The sequence below is a fragment of the Pseudomonas fulva NBRC 16637 = DSM 17717 genome (assembly GCF_000730565.1).
Lineage (GTDB): Bacteria > Pseudomonadota > Gammaproteobacteria > Pseudomonadales > Pseudomonadaceae > Aquipseudomonas > Aquipseudomonas fulva.
On record NZ_BBIQ01000015.1, the window covers coordinates 49,754 to 66,862 of the forward strand.

The following is a 17,109-nucleotide window of genomic DNA, read 5'->3' on the forward strand; positions in this document are numbered from 1 at the left end:
CCAATGACAGGAGCCTGACATGGCCTTGCTCGAACTGGAGCGCATCAGCGCACAGTACCCTGGTGCCGCGAGCCCGGTGCTGGCCGACATCACCCTGAGCGTAGGGCCGCGGCAGTTGCTGGTGGCGCTTGGGCCCTCGGGCAGCGGGAAGACCTCGTTGCTGAACCTGATCGCAGGATTCGTCAGCCCCAGCGCGGGACGCATCACGCTCGACGGCGTGCCCGTGCAGGGGCCAGGGGCCGAGCGTGGCGTGGTCTTTCAGGATGATGCCCTACTGCCCTGGCAGAACGTGCTGGGCAATGTCGCCTTCGGCCTGGAACTGGCCGGCGTGCCACGCGCGGCACGTGAAGCCAGAGCCCGCGAGATGCTCGCCCTGGTCGACCTTGCAGAGTTTGCCGAGCGGCGCATATGGCAGCTTTCAGGCGGCCAGAAGCAGCGCGTGGGCCTGGCCCGTGCATTGGCCGCCGACCCTGGCGTACTGCTGATGGATGAACCGTTCGGTGCCCTGGATGCGTTCACCCGCGAGCACATGCAGACGCTGCTGCTGGATATCTGGCAGCGCGCCGACAAACCTGTGTTCCTGATCACCCATGACATAGAGGAGGCCGTGTTTCTCGCCACTGAGTTGGTGCTGCTCGCACCCAGCCCAGGGCGCATCGTCGAGCGGCTTCAATTGGACTTCGGCCAGCGTTACGCCAACGGCGAGCCGGCGCGGGCGATCAAGTCCGACCCGCGCTTCATCGAAGCGCGCGAGCATGTGCTGGCCCGGGTCTTTTCGCACCGTCAATCCCAGGAGCGCGCATGAGCAGCATTGATATACCAGCGGCCAGTGAGCCCACTGTTCAATCAGCACCTGCCGCCAGCGGGGCTCGCTTGCTGCCCACCCGTTGGATCAGCGCATTGACCCTGGCCAGCCTAGTGCTGACCTGGTGGTTGGTCACGGCTGCCGGGTGGGTCGAGCCCCTGTTTCTGCCCTCGCCTGCTGACATCACGGCCAAAGCCTGGGTCTTGCTCACCCAGGGCTACATGGATGCCAGCCTGTGGCAGCACCTTGGCGCCAGTCTCGGGCGTATCGGCACGGCATTGCTGGCCGCGGTGTTCACGGCCATCCCGATAGGTATCGCCATTGGTTATAGCCGCGTGGCACGGGGCATCTTCGACCCGTTGATCGAGTTCTACCGGCCTATCCCCCCGCTCGCCTACTTGCCGCTGATTGTCATCTGGTGCGGGATCGGCGAGCTGTCGAAGGTGCTGCTGATCTACCTGGCGATCTTCGCGCCCATCGCCATCGCCACTGCCACGGGCGTGCGCACCACCGACCCGGCCAAGCTGCGAGCCGCGCAATCGCTGGGTGCGACCAGGGCCCAGCTGATTCGTCACGTGATCCTGCCCAGTGCGCTGCCCGACATTCTGACAGGCATTCGGATTGGCCTGGGCGTCGGTTGGTCGACGCTGGTAGCGGCCGAACTGATCGCCGCCACCAGCGGCCTTGGCTTCATGGTGCAGTCGGCCGCGCAATTTCTGGTCACCGATGTGGTGGTGCTGGGCATCCTGCTGATCGCGCTGATCGCGTTCGCGCTGGAGATGAGCCTACGCGCGCTGCAACGCCGACTGGTGCCCTGGCACGGACAAAGCCACTGAACCCTACCGCTCGTGCGCCCGCAAGGGCGCCTGCCTGAAGAGACCGACATGAGCCTGACCATTACCCCACTCAGCCCGGCGCTGGGCGCACAGATCGGCGGCGTGGACCTTGCCCGCGACATCAGCGACGAGGTGCGCGACGCCATAGAACACGCGTTGCTTCGCCATCAGGTGCTGTTCTTCCGCGACCAGCCCATCGCCCCCGCCCAGCAGGCGCGTTTTGCCGCCCGCTTTGGCGACCTGCACATCCACCCCATCTACCCCAACGTACCCGATACGCCCCAGGTGCTGGTGCTCGATACTGCGGTCACTGACGTCCGTGACAACGCCGTTTGGCACACCGACGTGACCTTTCTGCCGACACCGGCCCTGGGCGCAGTGCTCAGTGCCAAGCACTTGCCGGCCTATGGCGGCGATACCCTGTGGGCCAGTGGCATTGCAGCTTTCGAGGGATTGTCAGCGCCGCTGCAGGCGATGCTGGTCGGGCTGACGGCGACCCACGACTTCACCAAGTCATTCCCGTTGGAGCGCTTTGGCACAACTCCGCAGGATCTGGCGCGCTGGGAGCAGACCCGGCGTCAAAACCCACCCTTATCTCATCCGGTGGTACGCACGCATCCAGCCAGCGGGCGCCAGGCACTGTTCGTCAATGAGGGGTTCACCACGCGCATCAATGAATTGAGCGAATCGGAAAGTGAGGCACTGCTGAAGCTTCTTTTCGCTCATGCCACCCGGCCAGAGTTCACGATCCGCTGGCGCTGGCAGGAAAACGACGTAGCGTTCTGGGACAACCGCGTCACCCAGCATTACGCAGTGGACGACTACCGGCCGAACCGGCGAGTGATGCACAGGGCAACCATTCTGGGCGATGCGCCCTATTAGCCGGAGGGCGCTTAGTCGGAGAGAGGCGGGGCGATCCTGGAAGGCCGAGCCATGAGGCTCGCCCTTCCAGGACGGGGCGATCAGCGCACCAAATGCAGGAACTGCATGTGCCGTTCGTACTGGTCGAGGATGTCGTTGATGATCTGTTCCTTGCTGTAGCCCACCAGGTCGTAATTCTGGCTGCCTTCGCTGAGGTAGACCTCCGCCCGGTAATAGCGGCGGTTCTTCAACTCATGGGCACCCAGGCCACCACGGGCGAACGAGGGCGTGAAGTAACCGCGCATCTGCACCTGGTAGATGAACGGCTGTTCATCGCCATGGCCGACTTTCAAGCTGACGTTGTCATGGCTCGGGTCGTCCTGGGTGATCAGCACCAGCCCTTTCTGCTCGAACACCTCACGCACATCGGCAATGGCCGGGCGCACCACATCGTCCATGAACCGATACACCTCGTCCCGCGAAGGGAAATGCACCGCCTGGCTCAAGCGCTGGCGCCAACCTCCACGGCCTCGGCGTGACTGGGCGAAGGGAGCCAGCGAGTGCATCTGCGCGATCTGGCGCTGCGACTCCAGGTAGAAGGCCTTGTGCAGCCCCCACATCATGCACAACAGGATCAGCGAGAAGGGCAACGAAGTGAGCACCACCGCTGACTTCAGCGAGTCGATGCTGCCGGCGAACAGCAAGGCACTGGTCACCAGTGCCGTCATGGCGCCCCAGAAGATGCGCAGCCAGTTCGGGCCATCCTCGTCGGCATCGCCGCCGGTTGCCGACAGCGTGGACAGCACCACGGTACCGGAGTCTGCCGACGTCACGAAGAACACGAAGCTGACGAACACCGTCATGGCAATCACCGCCTTGCTCCACGGGTAGGTCTCCAGCAGCAGGTACAGGCTCATGGACGGGTTGTCCAACGCGGCTTGGCCCAGCGCGGTCATGCCGTGATTGATGACCTGGTCCAGTGCACTGTTGCCGAAGATCGACATCCACGCCAGGGTGAAGCCAAGCGGAATCAGCAGCACACCGAAGACGAACTCGCGAATGGTCCGCCCACGGGAGATGCGCGCGATGAACAAGCCCACGAACGGCGCCCACGCGATCCACCAGGCCCAGTAGAACACTGTCCAGCCGCCCAGCCACTCACGGTTATCGCCATAGGCATAGACGTCGAAGCTCTTGCGGGGCAAGGCACCCAAATAGTCGCCCAGGTTCTGGATAAGGGTGTTGAACAGGTGCTGGGTGGGGCCTGCGAACAACACGAAGAGCAAAAGCGAACAGGCCAGGAACAGGTTGATGTCGCTCATTACCCGTACGCCTTTTTCCACACCGGCTACCGCCACGGCCACCGCCGCGCCCATCATCAGCGTGATCAGCACCACCTGCACCCACTGGCTGTGGCTGATGCCGAACAGGTAATCCAGGCCGGCGTTGAGGTGCAGCACGCCAAAGCCCATGTCGGCCCCCAGGCCGAATACCGTGGCGATGATGCCGAAGCCGTCGACCGCATAGCCGATAGGCCCGTTGATGCGCTTGCCGATTAGCGGGTAGAGCGCAGAGCGCAAGGCCAGCGGCAGGTTGTGCCGGTAGGCGAAATAAGCCAGCGCCATGCCGACGAAGGCAAAGACGCCCCAACCGTGCAGGCCCCAATGCAGGAACAGGATCTGCATCGCCTGCCGCCCCGCCTCAGCCGTACCCCCCTCACCCTGGGGCGGCTGCAGCATGTGGGTAAGCGGTTCCGAGACGCAGAAGAAGAACAGCGTGATGCTGATCCCCGCAGCGAACAGCATGCCCGCCCATGACAGGTAGCTGAATTCGGGCTCGTCGTGGTCGGCACCGAGCTTGATCTTGCCGTAGCCGGATACGGCGGTGACCACCACGAAGACCAGATACAGGGTCATCGCCAGCATGTAGTACCAGCCTACCGTGTTGGCAGCCCAGTTCTGCGCCGCCAGCAACCACTGGCCTGCACTCTCCGGGTTGATGATGACCACAAGGCCAAAGATGAGGATGAAACTTGCCGCAAAATAGAACACCGGGGGGTTCATGCGGATCTTGCCAGGGGCAAGCGAAGGGGTCGGTGCACTCATGGCGTGTGCACCTCGTCAAAGGACGAAAGACGCATAATTAACGGGTTCAGCAAAGGAATCCTCCTGATGAACACCGGCAGCGGACCAGCGTTTTTTTAATTGAACAAGCGTTCAAGTTAAACATGGTTTGAGCCTCATTGCGAATTGAAGCGCCGATTGGTAATGCCCTGGAAACACCTCTTGGCCAGCCTGACATGCCCTGTCGACCCCTGGCCGCAAAGGGGCATGCACCGGGCGGGTGCCGACTCAAGGCACCGTCCACGATCACTGTTTGTCCTGACAATCGAGCTGCAGGTTGGCCTGGGTAATGTTGCTGTGCGGCGGCACACTGCGCGTCAACCAGACGTTGCCACCGATGGTGGAACCCTGCCCGATGGTGATACGCCCCAGTACGGTAGCGCCGGCATAGATCACCACGTCATCTTCGACGATCGGGTGACGGGCCAAGCCCTTGTGCAACGTGCCGGACTCATCGCTCGGGAAGCGCTTGGCGCCAAGGGTCACCGCCTGATAAATCCGCACGCGCTCGCCGATGATCGCGGTTTCGCCGATCACCACGCCGGTACCGTGGTCGATGAAGAAGCTTGGGCCGATCTGGGCTCCAGGATGGATATCGATACCCGTTGCCGAGTGGGCCAGCTCCGAACTGATTCGTGCCAACAGTGGCAGCCCGGCCGTGTACAGGTGATGGGCCAGACGGTGATGGATGATCGCCAGGATGCCGGGATAGCACAGCAGCACTTCATCGACACTGCGTGCCGCCGGGTCGCCGTGGTAGGCCGCCAGCACGTCGGTATCGAGCAGTACACGCATGCCCGGCAGCGCTGCGGCAAAGCCCTGGATCAGCTTCAGGGCATGGGCGTCGACACCCGCCAGGTCCTCCTTGCCTTGCCGGGCGGCGTAGCGCAGTTCCAGGCGCGCCTGCACCAACAACGCATTGAGCGCGGCGTCCAGGGTATGGCCGACATAAAAATCCTCGCTCTCCTCGCGCAGGTCCACTGGCCCGAGGCGCATGGGAAACAGCGCGCCGCAGAGCTGTTCAAGGATCTGTCGCACCGCTTCGCGCGACGGCAGCTCCCGGCCACCTTGTTCGCCGCTGCTGCGGCCATTGCGGGTGCGCCATTGCTCACGGGCACCGCGCAAGCCGGCCACGATCCCCTGCAGTTGCCAGTGCCCGGAGGCGGGTTGTTCGCTCACGGTGTGTTCTCCTGCCTTCTAGGCTATCTGTTCTATTGTCGATGCCGTCATTTTGCGGGCAAGCGCCCTGGAACAGGCCTCACCCTCTTTCCTGACACTGGATTGGACCGCCAGAGCAATGACAGCCATGCCAGCCTCGCCTACCCTCAAGATCAATGGACAATTTCCAAACGCATAAATAGGCAAAGTGCGATAATTTTTGACTATTTCCTGCGCTGCGCATCCAACCCTATAGTCGCCATCACTTCATTCACAACACGCTCGGGGCTCAGACATGTCGAAGTTCGCCAAACCGCTACTCAATGCCAGCCTGGCCCTGCTGCTGGGCACAGGCCTGCTTGGCCAGGCCTTTGCCGGCGAAGAGTTGAAGACCATCCAGGAAAAAGGCGTGATCAACGTCGGCCTTGAAGGCACATACCCACCCTTCAGCTTCCAGGATGAAAACGGCAAGCTGACCGGCTTCGAAGTGGAGCTGTCCGAATTGCTGGCCAAGGAGCTCGGCGTAAAGGCCAAGATCCAGCCGACCAAATGGGACGGTATCCTGGCTGCGCTGGAATCCAAGCGGCTGGACATCGTCGTCAACCAGGTCACGATTTCCGAGGAGCGCAAGAAGAAATACGATTTCTCCGAACCCTATACCGTCTCGGGTATCCAGGCGCTGGTGCTGAAGAAGAAGGCTGACCAGCTCGGCATCAAGGGCGCTCAGGACCTGGCAGGCAAGAAAGTCGGTGTAGGCCTGGGTACTAACTACGAGCAATGGGTCAAACAGGATGTGCCCAAGGCCGAAGTGCGTACCTATGAAGACGACCCCAGCAAGTTTGCCGACCTGCGCAACGGCCGCATCGATGCCATCCTGATCGATCGCCTGGCTGCACTTGAATACGCGCAGAAAGCCAAGGATACGCAACTGGCGGGCGATGCGTTCTCGCGACTGGAGAGCGGGGTTGCCATGCGCAAGGGCGAACCTGAACTGCTGGACGCCATCAACAAGGCCATCGACAAGCTCAAGGCGGACGGGACGCTGACCAAGCTGTCCGAAAAGTACTTCGGTGCTGACGTCACCCGATGATCGCTGAAAGCCTGCAACTGGTCGCCGACTCCGCACCCTTTCTGCTCAAGGGTGCGGGTTACACCGTGCTGCTCAGCGTAGGGGGCATGTTCTTCGGATTGGTGCTGGGCTTTGCCCTGGCGTTGATGCGTTTGTCCAAAGTGCTGCCGCTCAACTGGCTGGCACGGATATACGTATCGTTCTTCCGTGGCACGCCCCTGCTGGTGCAGCTGTTCGTCATCTACTTCGGCATGCCCCAGATCGGTATCGAGCTCGACCCGATCCCCGCCTCGCTGATCGGGCTGTCATTGAACATGGCCGCCTACATCTGCGAGATCCTGCGCGCCGCGATCGCTTCCATCGACCGTGGGCAGTGGGAAGCAGCAGCCAGCATCGGCATGACCCGCGTGCAGGCCATGCGCCGGGCGATCCTGCCCCAGGCGCTGCGCACCGCGTTGCCGCCGTTGGGCAACAGCTTCATCTCGCTGGTCAAGGACACTGCGCTGGCCGCCACCATCCAGGTGCCGGAGCTGTTCCGTCAGGCCCAGTTGATCACGGCACGTACCTTCGAGGTGTTCACCATGTACGTGGCAGTGGCCGTGGTCTACTGGGTGCTGTGCAGTATCCTGGCCCACTTCCAGAACCGCATGGAAGCGCGGGTCAACCAACACGACCAGGAGCACTGAGCATGATCGAAGTCAAAGGCCTGACCAAACGCTTCAAGGGCCTGACCGTGCTCGATGGCATCGATGTGACGGTGCAGCCGGGTGAAGTGGTGGCGATCATCGGCCCCAGCGGGTCGGGCAAGACCACCTTCCTGCGGTGCTTGAACCTGCTGGAAACGCCCGATGCCGGGCAGATCAAGATCGGCGCCATCAGCATCGATGCCGACCGGCCCCTCGGCCCGCAACACAGCGCGATACGTCGCCTGCGCCAACAGGCAGGCTTCGTGTTCCAGAACTTCAACCTGTTTCCCCACCGCACGGCCTTGGAGAACGTCATCGAAGGGCCGGTGATCGTCAAGAAAACACCGCGCGACCAAGCGGTGGACCTTGGCCGGCGTCTATTGGCCAAGGTGGGCCTGGCAGGCAAGGAAGACGCCTACCCGCGTCGCCTGTCCGGGGGCCAGCAGCAGCGGGTGGCCATTGCCCGTGCCTTGGCCATGGAGCCGGAGGTGATTCTGTTCGATGAACCCACCTCGGCCCTGGACCCGGAGCTGGTAGGCGAGGTACTGGCGACCATTCGCAGCCTGGCGGAAGAAAAACGCACCATGATCATCGTTACCCATGAAATGAGCTTCGCTCGCGACGTGGCCAACCGGGTCATCTTCTTCGACAAGGGTGTGATCGTGGAGCAAGGTGAGGCCAAAGCCTTGTTCGCGGCGCCGCAACAGGAGCGCACGCGGCAGTTTCTGCGCAAGTTTCTGGGCACGGCTGCTTCTGAGTAAGCCGGCAAAGCCAGCCCGCATTGTAAAAGCACAGCCGTCATTGAGCTCAGGCCTGAATCCATGTCGCCTGGTGGCAGGCGACACGCTTCTATATATATTCCAAACCGTTAGTTCATAAATATTTTATAAACCTTTACGGTATATGTACCGGACCACCGGACCAGCATACGTCTGTCGCGATCAGCTGTAGCGGCATAACCCACATGTGAGGTCAGCAATGGTCAGGATCACCATCACCCCAGTGCATAACGCCAGGGCATTGCGTGCAGCCAAGGAGCGGCACTGATGTCCAGCCAAGCCCTTATTCCCCCCCGCAGCGTGCTCGACAGCGCACCGCCCGTGCTGCCAGCCAAGGTCCTGCGCAGCGATGCCCAAGCGCTGCAGGCTGCGCGTGAAGTCGCCGCTGTCGCGCGCGAACACGTTGCCCGTCGGGATCAGCAACGCGAACTGCCCTGGGCCGAGATCGAACTGTTCACCCGCAGTGGCCTGGGAAGCATCAGCGTTCCCAAGGCCTACGGCGGCCCCGAGGTATCGTTTGAAACCGTGGCCGAAGTGTTCCGCCTGATCAGCGCTGCCGACCCCGCACTGGGGCAGATCCCGCAGAACCAGTTCGGCATGCTGCAACTGCTGCGTCTGACAGCCACGCCGGCGCAACAGGCGGTGCTGTTTCGCAGCGTGTTGGACGGCTGGCGCATCGGCAATGCGGGCCCGGAGCGCGGAACCAAGGACACCCTTACCCTCAAGGCACGCATCGACCGCGCAGGTGACGGCTATCGCATCAGTGGTGAGAAGTTCTATTCCACCGGGGCGTTGTTCGCCCACTGGGTGGCGGTCAAGGCGCTGGATGAGGAAGGTCGCCAGCGCCTGGCTTTCGTGCGCCGCGGCACACCCGGGCTACGCATCGTCGACGATTGGTCGGGTTTCGGTCAGCGCACCACGGCCAGCGGCACGGTACTGCTCGATGACGTTCCGGTAGAAGCAGATCTGGTCATCGACAACTGGCGCCAGCGGGAGGTACCCAATACCCAGGGCGCCGCCTCGCAGCTCATCCAGGCGGCCATTGACGCAGGCATTGCCGAGGCCGCCATCGATGACGCCATTGCTTTCGTGCGCACAAAGTCGCGCCCTTGGATCGAAGCCCAGGTAGACCGCGCCAGCGACGACCTCTATGTCATTGCAGACATCGGCCGCCTGAAGCTTGAACTGCATGCCGCCGAGGCGCTGCTGCGCCGGGCCGGGCAGGTGCTGGACGAGGTCAACGCCGGCACGGTGGATGCCGAGTCGGCCGCCCGCGCGTCGATTGCGGTGGCCGAGGCCAAGGTACTGACCACCGAGATTGCCCTGCAGGCCAGCGAGAAACTGTTCGAACTCGCCGGCAGCCGCGCCACCCTGGCCGAGTTCAACCTCGACCGCCACTGGCGCAACGCCCGCGTGCACACGCTGCACGACCCGGTGCGCTGGAAATACCACGCGGTTGGCGCGTACCACCTCAACGGCACCCTGCCCGCGCGGCATTCCTGGATCTGATTGGTAGCCTCCTGGGCCGCTGCGCGGCCCGGGGCACCGGAGACACACCATGACCACACGCATCATTACCAGCGACGGCGAAGCCCTGGCCGTTGCCTTGGACATCGCCCGACATCTACGCCCCGACAGCGCGGCGCGCGACCGTGAACGGCGTCTGCCACACCCTGAGCTGGCGCTGTTCACACGCTCGGGCCTGTGGGGTATCAGCGTCCCCAAGGCCTACGGCGGGGCGGGCGTATCCAACGTCACCCTGGCCAAGGTCATCGCCCTCATCGCGCAGGCCGACGGCTCGCTCGGGCAGATTCCGCAAAACCATTTCTATGCCTTGGAAGTGCTTCGAGTAAACGGTACGCCCGAGCAGCAGCAGCGTCTGTACGCCGAGGTGCTGGCAGGTCGGCGGTTTGGCAATGCCCTGGCAGAACTGGGCACCAAAACAGCCAATGACCGCACCACCCGGCTGAGCCGCGAAGGCGAAGGCTTTCGCATCAATGGCCGCAAGTTCTACGCCACGGGTGCGCTATACGCCCAGCGCATACCCACCTCGGTGGTCGATGACCAAGGCGTCCAGCACCTGGCATTCGTGCCTGCCGACAGCCCCGGCCTGCAAGTGATCGACGACTGGAGTGGCTTCGGCCAGCGCACCACCGGCAGCGGCTCGGTGGTGTTCGATAACGTGCCTGTCAGCGCACAGGACGTCGTACCGTTTCAGAGCGTGTTCGAGCGCCCTACCCCGGTAGGCCCGCTGGCGCAAATTCTTCATGCGGCCATCGATACCGGCATCGCCCGTGCAGCCTATGAGGACGCCTTGCATTTCGTGCGGACCCGCAGCCGGCCATGGGTGGATTCAGGCGTCGAGCAGGCGAGCGACGATCCGCTGACCGTCAAGCACTTCGGCCAACTCGCCATCCGCCTGCACGCTGCCGAAGCCTTGCTCGAACGCGCAGGCCATTACCTAGACAGCGCGCGTGACGACAGCACGGCCGAAACCGTAGCCGCAGCGTCCATTGCCGTGGCAGAGGCACGGGCCATCAGCACCGAAATCGCCCTGTCCGCCGGCACCACGCTGTTTGAGCTCGGTGGCAGTCAGGCCACGCTGGCCGAACACAACCTCGACCGCCACTGGCGCAATGCCCGGGTGCACACATTGCACGACCCAGTGCGCTGGAAGTACCACGCCATCGGCAACTACTACCTCAACGAGCAAAACCCACCGCGCCGGGGGACCCTCTGATGGCCCGGCAGATCCTGCTCAATGCCTTCAACATGAACTGCGTGGGGCATATCAACCATGGCCTGTGGACGCACCCGCGCGATACTTCGACCCAGTACAAGACCCTCGAATACTGGACCGACCTGGCGCGCCTGCTGGAGCGGGGCCTGTTCGACGGATTGTTCATTGCCGACATCGTCGGCACCTACGATGTCTACGGCCAGTCGCTGGAGGTGCCGTTGAAGGAATCCATCCAGTTGCCGGTCAACGACCCTCTGCTGCTGGTGTCCGCCATGGCCGCCGTGACCCGCAACCTCGGTTTCGGCCTCACGGCCAACCTTACGTATGAAGCGCCTTATCTCTTCGCCCGCCGTCTCTCGACCCTGGATCACCTGAGCAACGGTCGAGTCGGCTGGAACATCGTCACCGGTTATCTGGACAGCGCTGCGCGCGCCATGGGCCTGACCCAGCAGCCCGAGCATGACCGTCGCTACGACCAGGCCGATGAATACCTCAAGGTGCTGTACCAGCTGCTTGAGGGCAGCTGGGCCGACGATGCCGTGCTGGCTGACCGCGGCCAGCGCATCTACGCGCGCCCCGACAAAGTGCGCAAGGTTCGCCACCACGGGGAGTTCTACGATGTAGAGGGCTACCACCTGTGCGAACCGTCGCCACAACGGACACCGGTACTGTTTCAGGCTGGCAGCTCACCGCGCGGGCTGACGTTTGCGGGCAACCATGCCGAGTGTGTGTTCATCAGCGGCCAGGACAAGGCTTCAACCCGCGCCCAGGTGGACAAGGTGCGCGCCGCTGCCAGGGCTGCGGGTCGCGACCCAATGGCAGTCAAGGTCTTCATGGGCATCACGGTGATCGTGGCGCCCACCGAGCAACAAGCCCTGGCCAAGCACGCTGAATACCTGCGCCATGCCAGCCCCGAAGCCGGCGTCGCGCATTTCGCTGCCTCCACTGGCATCGACTTTGCGGCCTTCGATCTGGACGAGCCGATTGCCTTTAGCCAAGGCAACGCCATCCAGTCGGCCACCCGCCAACTTCAGGACAATGCCTGGACCCGACGCCGCCTGCTGCAACAACACGCCTTGGGTGGCCGCTACGTCACCTTGATCGGCGACCCCGCGCAAGTGGCTGATGAGCTGATCGCGTGGGCTGACGAAACCGGCCTGGACGGTTTCAACCTGACCCGCACCGTTACACCGGAAAGCTTCGAGGACTTCATCGACCTGGTGATTCCGCAGCTACAGGCGCGCGGCCGCTACAAGACCGCCTACGCCGGCGGCACGCTGCGCGAAAAGCTGTTCGCAACCGACCATCCCTACCTGCCAGCCGACCATCCTGGCTCGGCCTACCGCTTTGCGCCTGCCCCCGCTTTCACCGGAGCCCTGCACCATGCTTGAAAAACTAATTCGTCCCGTTGCGGCCGTCGTTATTGCCTTGGGCTTCTCGAGCGCAGCCCTGGCCAATCAGCCGCTGAAGATCGGCACCACGTCAGCCTTCGCCATCCCGCTGGAAGCCGCCGTCGAAGAGGCGCACAAGCAGGGGCTCGAGGTGAAGCTCATCGAATTCAGCGACTGGATAGCGCCCAATGTCAGCCTCAACAGTGGCGACATCGACGTGAACTATTTCCAGCACATTCCCTTTCTGGAAAACGCCAAGGCTGCTGCCGGTTTCGATCTGGTGCCCTACGCCCCAGGCATCATCAACAACGTGGGCCTGTATTCCAAGCGCTACAAAAGCTTCGCCGACCTGCCCGAAGGGGCGAGCGTCGCAATCGCCAACGACCCGATCAACAGCGGGCGAGGCCTGCAACTGCTGGCCAAGGCCGGCTTGATCACGCTAAAACCTGGCGTGGGCTACAAGGCCACAGAACAGGACATCACGGCCAACCCGAAGAAGCTCAAGATCATTCAGGTCGAAGCGGTCCAGTTGGTACGGGCGTATGACGACGCGGACCTGGTGCAGGGCTACCCCGCCTACATTCGGCTGGCCAACAGTTTTGACGCCACCTCGGCCCTGCTTTTCGATGGTCTGGAGAACAAGGAATACGTGATTCAGTTCGTCATTCGCCCACAGAGCAGGGATGACCTTCGCCTGGCCAAGTTCGTCGACATCTACCAGCACTCGCCCGCCGTGCGCGCGGCCTTGGACAAGGCTCATGGCACGCTCTACCAGGCCGGTTGGGAGTGACAGCGATGAGCCAGTCCACTGCACGAGCACTCGAATCCCCTGCCCCACCGCGTCAGGCTGAACACGTGGACCTGCGCCCCGACGTCAGCCAAGCCCATGTGCGGTTCATCGGGTTGGGCAAGACGTATCCAGGCCAGAGCCAGCCGGCGTTGCAAGGCATCGACCTGAACATCCGGCGCGGTGAAATCTTCGGCATCATCGGCCGCAGCGGGGCGGGTAAGTCCTCGCTGTTGCGCGTCATCAACCGGTTGGAGCAGCCTACGCAGGGCCGGGTGCTGATCGACCAGGCGGACATTGCCCGCTACGACGAGGAGGCACTGGTGGCGTTGCGCCGAAACATCGGCATGATTTTCCAGCACTTCAACCTGATGTCAGCCAAGACCGTGTGGCAGAACGTCGAACTGCCCCTGAAAGTGGCCGGCGTTGCCAAGGCGCAGCGCCAGCGCAAGGTACGCGAGCTGCTGCAACTGGTTGGCCTCGAGGACAAGCACCACGTCTATCCTGCGCAGCTGTCCGGCGGCCAGAAGCAGCGCGTGGGCATTGCCCGCGCCCTGGTGCACGACCCATGCATCCTGCTGTGCGACGAAGCGACCTCGGCGCTGGACCCCGAGACGACCGCCTCGATTCTGGCGCTGCTACGCGACATCAACCAACGCTTGGGCCTGACCATCGTGCTGATCACCCATGAAATGGCCGTGGTGCGCGACACCTGCCACCGGGTTGCGGTACTGGAGCGTGGCCAATTGGTCGAGCAGGGAGAGGTCTGGCAGGTGTTCGGCGCGGCGCGGCACGCTACTACGCGCACGTTGCTGGCGCCGCTGCAACCCACGTTGCCAGAAGCCCTGACCGCGGACATCAAGGCTGCCCCATCGAGCCCCGACAGCGCTATCGTGCTGAAGCTGACAGCGTTCGGCGAGCCCGATCTGACGGCGTTGTTCGCCGAGTTGGGCGGATGTGTGCGGCTGCTGCAAGGGGGTGTGCAGTCCATCGGCGCGCGTACACTGGCGCAACTGATCGTTTCGGTGCAGCACTCGCCCCATGACGCCAGCCGCCTCCTGGAGCGCACTCGGCGCTGGGCCGAAGACGTGGAGGTGCTGGGCCATGTGGGTTGATCGTCTACTGGAGGGTTTGCTCGACACGCTGTTGATGGTCGGCGTTTCTTCGCTGATCGCCTTGCTGGTGGGCGTACCGATGGCCGTCATGCTGGTGACCAGCGACAGGGGCGGCATCTATGCGGCACCGCTGCTCAACCGGGTGCTGGCCGCCTTCGTCAACCTGTTCCGCTCGGTGCCATTTCTGATCCTGATGGTTGCCCTGATCCCCTTCACGCGGTGGGTGGTCGGCACTACCTATGGGGTCTGGGCGGCCATCGTGCCCCTTACCATCGCAGCTACGCCCTTTTTCGCTCGCATCGCCGAAGTCAGCCTGCGTGAGGTCGACCATGGCCTGGTGGAGGCAGCCCAAGCCATGGGATGCCGACGCTGGCACATCGTCTGGCACGTGCTGCTGCCAGAAGCCCTGCCGGGCATCGTCGGCGGCTTCACCATCACCTTGGTGACGCTGATCAATTCATCCGCCATGGCAGGCGCCATCGGTGCCGGAGGGTTGGGGGACATCGCCTACCGCTATGGGTACCAGCGCTTCGACAGCCAGATCATGCTAACGGTGATCGCCATGCTGGTGGCCCTGGTGGCACTGATCCAGCTGGGTGGCGACCGCCTGGCCCGAGGGTTGAACAAGCGATGAGCGCAGGGTGCGGGCTGGCGCCAAGCCAGCCCCTGGCCTTACTCCCAGCGCAGGTGTTCTGCGGCGACCGGCCGGCCGAACCAATAGCCCTGCCCCAGCTGGCACTGCTCCTGCAGCAGGAAGCTGGCCTGCTCCTGCTGCTCGATGCCTTCGGCATGCACTTGCATGCCCATGCTGCGGGCCAGGGCGATGATTACCCGCACGATCGCGACATCATCTTCATCGCACGGCAGCCCGGCCACGAAGCCCTGGTCGATCTTGAGCTTTTGCACGGGCATGCGCTTGAGGCGTAACAGCGAGGAATAGCCGGTGCCGAAATCATCGATGGCCAAGGTCACACCCAGCTCGCGCAGACGGTGAAGCTGCTCCAGGGCCACTTCCGGATCTTCCATCACCGCACTTTCCGTCACCTCCAGTTCAAGCAGCGCTGGCGCCAGGCCTGTTTCGTGCAGCACATCGGCCACCTGCCGGTACAGCTCATGCTGGCCAAACAGCCGGCTCGAGATGTTCACGGCCACGAATGCCAGGGGGCGGCCTTCTCGCTGCCAGCGCACCATCTGCAGGCACGCCTGGCGCAGCACCCAGGCATCGATTTCGGCAATCAGCCCGGTGCGTTCGGCAATCGGGATGAACTCACCGGGGGGCACCAGGCCCCGCTGGGGATGCTGCCAGCGGACCAGTGCCTCGACCCCCACCTGACTGCCCGAGGCCAGGTCATGCACGGGCTGGTAGAACACGCGCAGCTCGTCCTGCTCGAGGGCGCGGCGCAGTTCTCCCGCCGTTTCCACACGCAACTGGGCGTGCGCGGTCAGCTCTTCGGTGTACAGGGCATAACAGGCGCGGCCGTTGGTCTTGGCCTTGTACAGCGCCGAATCGGCATTGCGTAGCAACTGCTCGGCACTCAGGGCGTCGCTTGGGAACAGGCTGATGCCTGCGCTGACACTGATGAACAGGCGATGACCCTCGAAGAGGAAGGGCTCGCGCATGCGTTCGATGATGCGCTGGGCCAGTTTTGCCGCCTGCCCCAGATCCTGGCAGTGCTCGGCCAGGACGCCGAACTCGTCGCCGCCCAGGCGCGCCAGGGTAACCCCGCTGCTCACGACTTCACCCAGGCGCACGCCCACCAGCTTGAGCAGCTGATCGCCAATCGTATGGCCGAGCCCGTCGTTGATGCTTTGGAAATGATCGAGGTCCAGAAGCAGCAGCGCACAACCGCGCTTCTTGGCCTGGGCCGCTGCCAACGCCTGCTGGACCCGGTCGGTGAACAACAGGCGATTGGGCAGGTCGGTCAGGGGATCATGGTGGGCCAGATAGGCCAGCTCCTGCTCCGAATGCTTGATGGCACTGATGTCACTGAATACCGCCACGTAATGGCTCAGTTCGCCTTCGTCATCGCAAATGGCGCGGATGGTTTGCCATTGAGGATAGATTTCACCGCTTTTACGGCGGTTCCAGATCTCGCCGCTCCACTCCCCCGTCTCGGTCAGGGCCGCGTAGATTTGCTGGTAGAACGCGGCGCCATGACGCCCCGACTTGAATTTGCTGGGGCGCTGGCCAATGACCTCATCCTGCTGATAGCCGGTGATGCGCATGAACGCGCGGTTGACGTGCACGATCATCCCCTGCCGGTCGGTCACAAGGACGCCTTCCAGGGTGCAGTCGAACACCGCAGCGGCCATGCGCAGGCGCTCACGGTCCTCCCCGCGCAGGCGCGCACCGGCGCCGATGAAGTTCAACAGCCGCACGCGCGACACATAGATCAGCAAGGCACTGAGCAACACCCAGACCACGATGTTGATCTGACGCCCCACGGTCAGGGCCAGGGAGTCATCAGTCATGCTCTGCAGCACCACCTCGGCCAGCACCAGCCAGAGGATCGAGAGCACCACATAAAGCGCTGCCATGCGCAAGGCGTCGCGAACGGAAACAGACATGTCGGGTGCAATTGCCCATGAAAAATGTTGGGGGATTATAAAGCTTCTGCTGCCCGACGTGCGGTTAGCGCTTCGCAAAGGCCGCGCATCAAGGTATGCCGGGCACCGACGCCCGGCTGAAACATGGCGTGGTCAGCTTTGACTGGTTTTATTTCCCGACCCAGGGATAATCGCACCTTTCCCCTGAATCT

General features: G+C 63.1%; 15 protein-coding genes. 12 read left to right on the forward strand and 3 right to left on the reverse strand.

Annotated elements, in window-relative coordinates:
• Nucleotides 1-19 precede the first annotated feature (19 nt).
• The 3 genes from tauB to tauD are packed head-to-tail and all read left to right on the forward strand — an operon-like array spanning nt 20 to nt 2,523.
• On the forward strand, nt 20-805 hold the full coding sequence (gene tauB / locus PFU01S_RS15470; RefSeq protein ID WP_028688184.1) for a taurine ABC transporter ATP-binding subunit: 786 nt from the start codon (nt 20-22) through the stop codon (nt 803-805).
• Complete coding sequence (gene tauC, locus PFU01S_RS15475) at nt 802-1,641, forward strand: taurine ABC transporter permease TauC (protein WP_028688185.1); 840 nt, start codon at nt 802-804, stop codon at nt 1,639-1,641. Before tauB ends, tauC begins: the two co-directional genes overlap by 4 nt.
• Before the next feature lie 48 nt (nt 1,642-1,689).
• On the forward strand, nt 1,690-2,523 hold the full coding sequence (gene tauD, locus PFU01S_RS15480) for a taurine dioxygenase (protein WP_028688186.1): 834 nt from the start codon (nt 1,690-1,692) through the stop codon (nt 2,521-2,523).
• Nucleotides 2,524-2,603: 80 nt separating this feature from the next.
• Here tauD and betT read toward each other — a convergent pair whose 3' ends face one another.
• Together betT and epsC are read right to left on the reverse strand one after the other, a co-directional pair.
• Nucleotides 2,604-4,565 carry a choline transporter BetT gene (gene betT, locus PFU01S_RS15485; protein ID WP_165919275.1) on the reverse strand — a complete coding sequence of 654 codons (1,962 nt, stop codon included), beginning with the start codon at nt 4,563-4,565 and terminating at the stop codon, nt 2,604-2,606.
• 306 nt (nt 4,566-4,871) lie between these two features.
• Nucleotides 4,872-5,804: a serine O-acetyltransferase EpsC gene (gene epsC / locus PFU01S_RS15490; RefSeq protein WP_027914137.1), complete on the reverse strand. Its 933-nt coding sequence runs from the start codon at nt 5,802-5,804 to the stop codon at nt 4,872-4,874.
• A 274-nt stretch (nt 5,805-6,078) separates the two neighbouring features.
• Between epsC and tcyJ the strand changes: the two genes are divergently transcribed.
• The 9 genes from tcyJ (at nt 6,079) to PFU01S_RS15535 (ending at nt 14,984) form a co-directional block, all read left to right on the forward strand.
• A complete protein-coding gene (gene tcyJ, locus PFU01S_RS15495; protein ID WP_023535740.1) occupies nt 6,079-6,873 on the forward strand; it encodes a cystine ABC transporter substrate-binding protein in 795 nt (264 codons plus the stop codon).
• Nucleotides 6,870-7,538 (forward strand): cystine ABC transporter permease, encoded by a 669-nt coding sequence (gene tcyL, locus PFU01S_RS15500; protein WP_027914139.1) that lies wholly within the window; start codon nt 6,870-6,872, stop codon nt 7,536-7,538. The genes tcyJ and tcyL overlap by 4 nt, the downstream gene beginning before the upstream one ends.
• Nucleotides 7,539-7,540: 2 nt before the next feature.
• Entirely contained in the window at nt 7,541-8,299 is a 759-nt protein-coding gene (gene tcyN, locus PFU01S_RS15505) for an L-cystine ABC transporter ATP-binding protein TcyN (RefSeq protein ID WP_027914140.1), read from the forward strand.
• Between the two features lie 285 nt (nt 8,300-8,584).
• Entirely contained in the window at nt 8,585-9,826 is a 1,242-nt protein-coding gene (locus PFU01S_RS15510) for an SfnB family sulfur acquisition oxidoreductase (protein ID WP_028688187.1), read from the forward strand.
• A 49-nt stretch (nt 9,827-9,875) separates the two neighbouring features.
• Nucleotides 9,876-11,057 carry an SfnB family sulfur acquisition oxidoreductase gene (locus PFU01S_RS15515; protein WP_028688188.1) on the forward strand — a complete coding sequence of 394 codons (1,182 nt, stop codon included), beginning with the start codon at nt 9,876-9,878 and terminating at the stop codon, nt 11,055-11,057.
• Nucleotides 11,057-12,448, forward strand: coding sequence for an LLM class flavin-dependent oxidoreductase (locus PFU01S_RS15520; protein WP_028688189.1), 1,392 nt, complete (start codon nt 11,057-11,059; stop codon nt 12,446-12,448). Before PFU01S_RS15515 ends, PFU01S_RS15520 begins: the two co-directional genes overlap by 1 nt.
• Nucleotides 12,441-13,238 (forward strand): MetQ/NlpA family ABC transporter substrate-binding protein, encoded by a 798-nt coding sequence (locus PFU01S_RS15525; protein WP_028688190.1) that lies wholly within the window; start codon nt 12,441-12,443, stop codon nt 13,236-13,238. Before PFU01S_RS15520 ends, PFU01S_RS15525 begins: the two co-directional genes overlap by 8 nt.
• A 5-nt stretch (nt 13,239-13,243) precedes the next feature.
• Nucleotides 13,244-14,350 carry a methionine ABC transporter ATP-binding protein gene (locus PFU01S_RS15530; protein WP_028688191.1) on the forward strand — a complete coding sequence of 369 codons (1,107 nt, stop codon included), beginning with the start codon at nt 13,244-13,246 and terminating at the stop codon, nt 14,348-14,350.
• Nucleotides 14,340-14,984, forward strand: coding sequence for a methionine ABC transporter permease (locus tag PFU01S_RS15535; protein WP_027914146.1), 645 nt, complete (start codon nt 14,340-14,342; stop codon nt 14,982-14,984). The genes PFU01S_RS15530 and PFU01S_RS15535 overlap by 11 nt, the downstream gene beginning before the upstream one ends.
• A gap of 38 nt (nt 14,985-15,022) precedes the next feature.
• Here the strand turns inward: PFU01S_RS15535 and dibA are convergent, their stop codons facing one another.
• Nucleotides 15,023-16,918 carry a phosphodiesterase DibA gene (gene dibA / locus PFU01S_RS15540; protein WP_028688192.1) on the reverse strand — a complete coding sequence of 632 codons (1,896 nt, stop codon included), beginning with the start codon at nt 16,916-16,918 and terminating at the stop codon, nt 15,023-15,025.
• Nucleotides 16,919-17,109: the final 191 nt, after the last annotated feature.

Coding starts and splice junctions, on each gene's coding strand:
- tcyN (WP_027914140.1), top strand. CDS start 7,541: ATGATCGAAGTCAAAGGCCTGACCAAACGCTTCAAGGGCCTGACCGTG.
- PFU01S_RS15525 (WP_028688190.1), top strand. CDS start 12,441: ATGCTTGAAAAACTAATTCGTCCCGTTGCGGCCGTCGTTATTGCCTTG.
- tcyJ (WP_023535740.1), top strand. CDS start 6,079: ATGTCGAAGTTCGCCAAACCGCTACTCAATGCCAGCCTGGCCCTGCTG.
- PFU01S_RS15510 (WP_028688187.1), top strand. CDS start 8,585: ATGTCCAGCCAAGCCCTTATTCCCCCCCGCAGCGTGCTCGACAGCGCA.
- dibA (WP_028688192.1), bottom strand. CDS start 16,918: ATGTCTGTTTCCGTTCGCGACGCCTTGCGCATGGCAGCGCTTTATGTG.
- betT (WP_165919275.1), bottom strand. CDS start 4,565: ATGAACCCCCCGGTGTTCTATTTTGCGGCAAGTTTCATCCTCATCTTT.
- tcyL (WP_027914139.1), top strand. CDS start 6,870: ATGATCGCTGAAAGCCTGCAACTGGTCGCCGACTCCGCACCCTTTCTG.
- PFU01S_RS15535 (WP_027914146.1), top strand. CDS start 14,340: ATGTGGGTTGATCGTCTACTGGAGGGTTTGCTCGACACGCTGTTGATG.
- PFU01S_RS15520 (WP_028688189.1), top strand. CDS start 11,057: ATGGCCCGGCAGATCCTGCTCAATGCCTTCAACATGAACTGCGTGGGG.
- PFU01S_RS15515 (WP_028688188.1), top strand. CDS start 9,876: ATGACCACACGCATCATTACCAGCGACGGCGAAGCCCTGGCCGTTGCC.
- tauC (WP_028688185.1), top strand. CDS start 802: ATGAGCAGCATTGATATACCAGCGGCCAGTGAGCCCACTGTTCAATCA.
- PFU01S_RS15530 (WP_028688191.1), top strand. CDS start 13,244: ATGAGCCAGTCCACTGCACGAGCACTCGAATCCCCTGCCCCACCGCGT.
- tauD (WP_028688186.1), top strand. CDS start 1,690: ATGAGCCTGACCATTACCCCACTCAGCCCGGCGCTGGGCGCACAGATC.
- tauB (WP_028688184.1), top strand. CDS start 20: ATGGCCTTGCTCGAACTGGAGCGCATCAGCGCACAGTACCCTGGTGCC.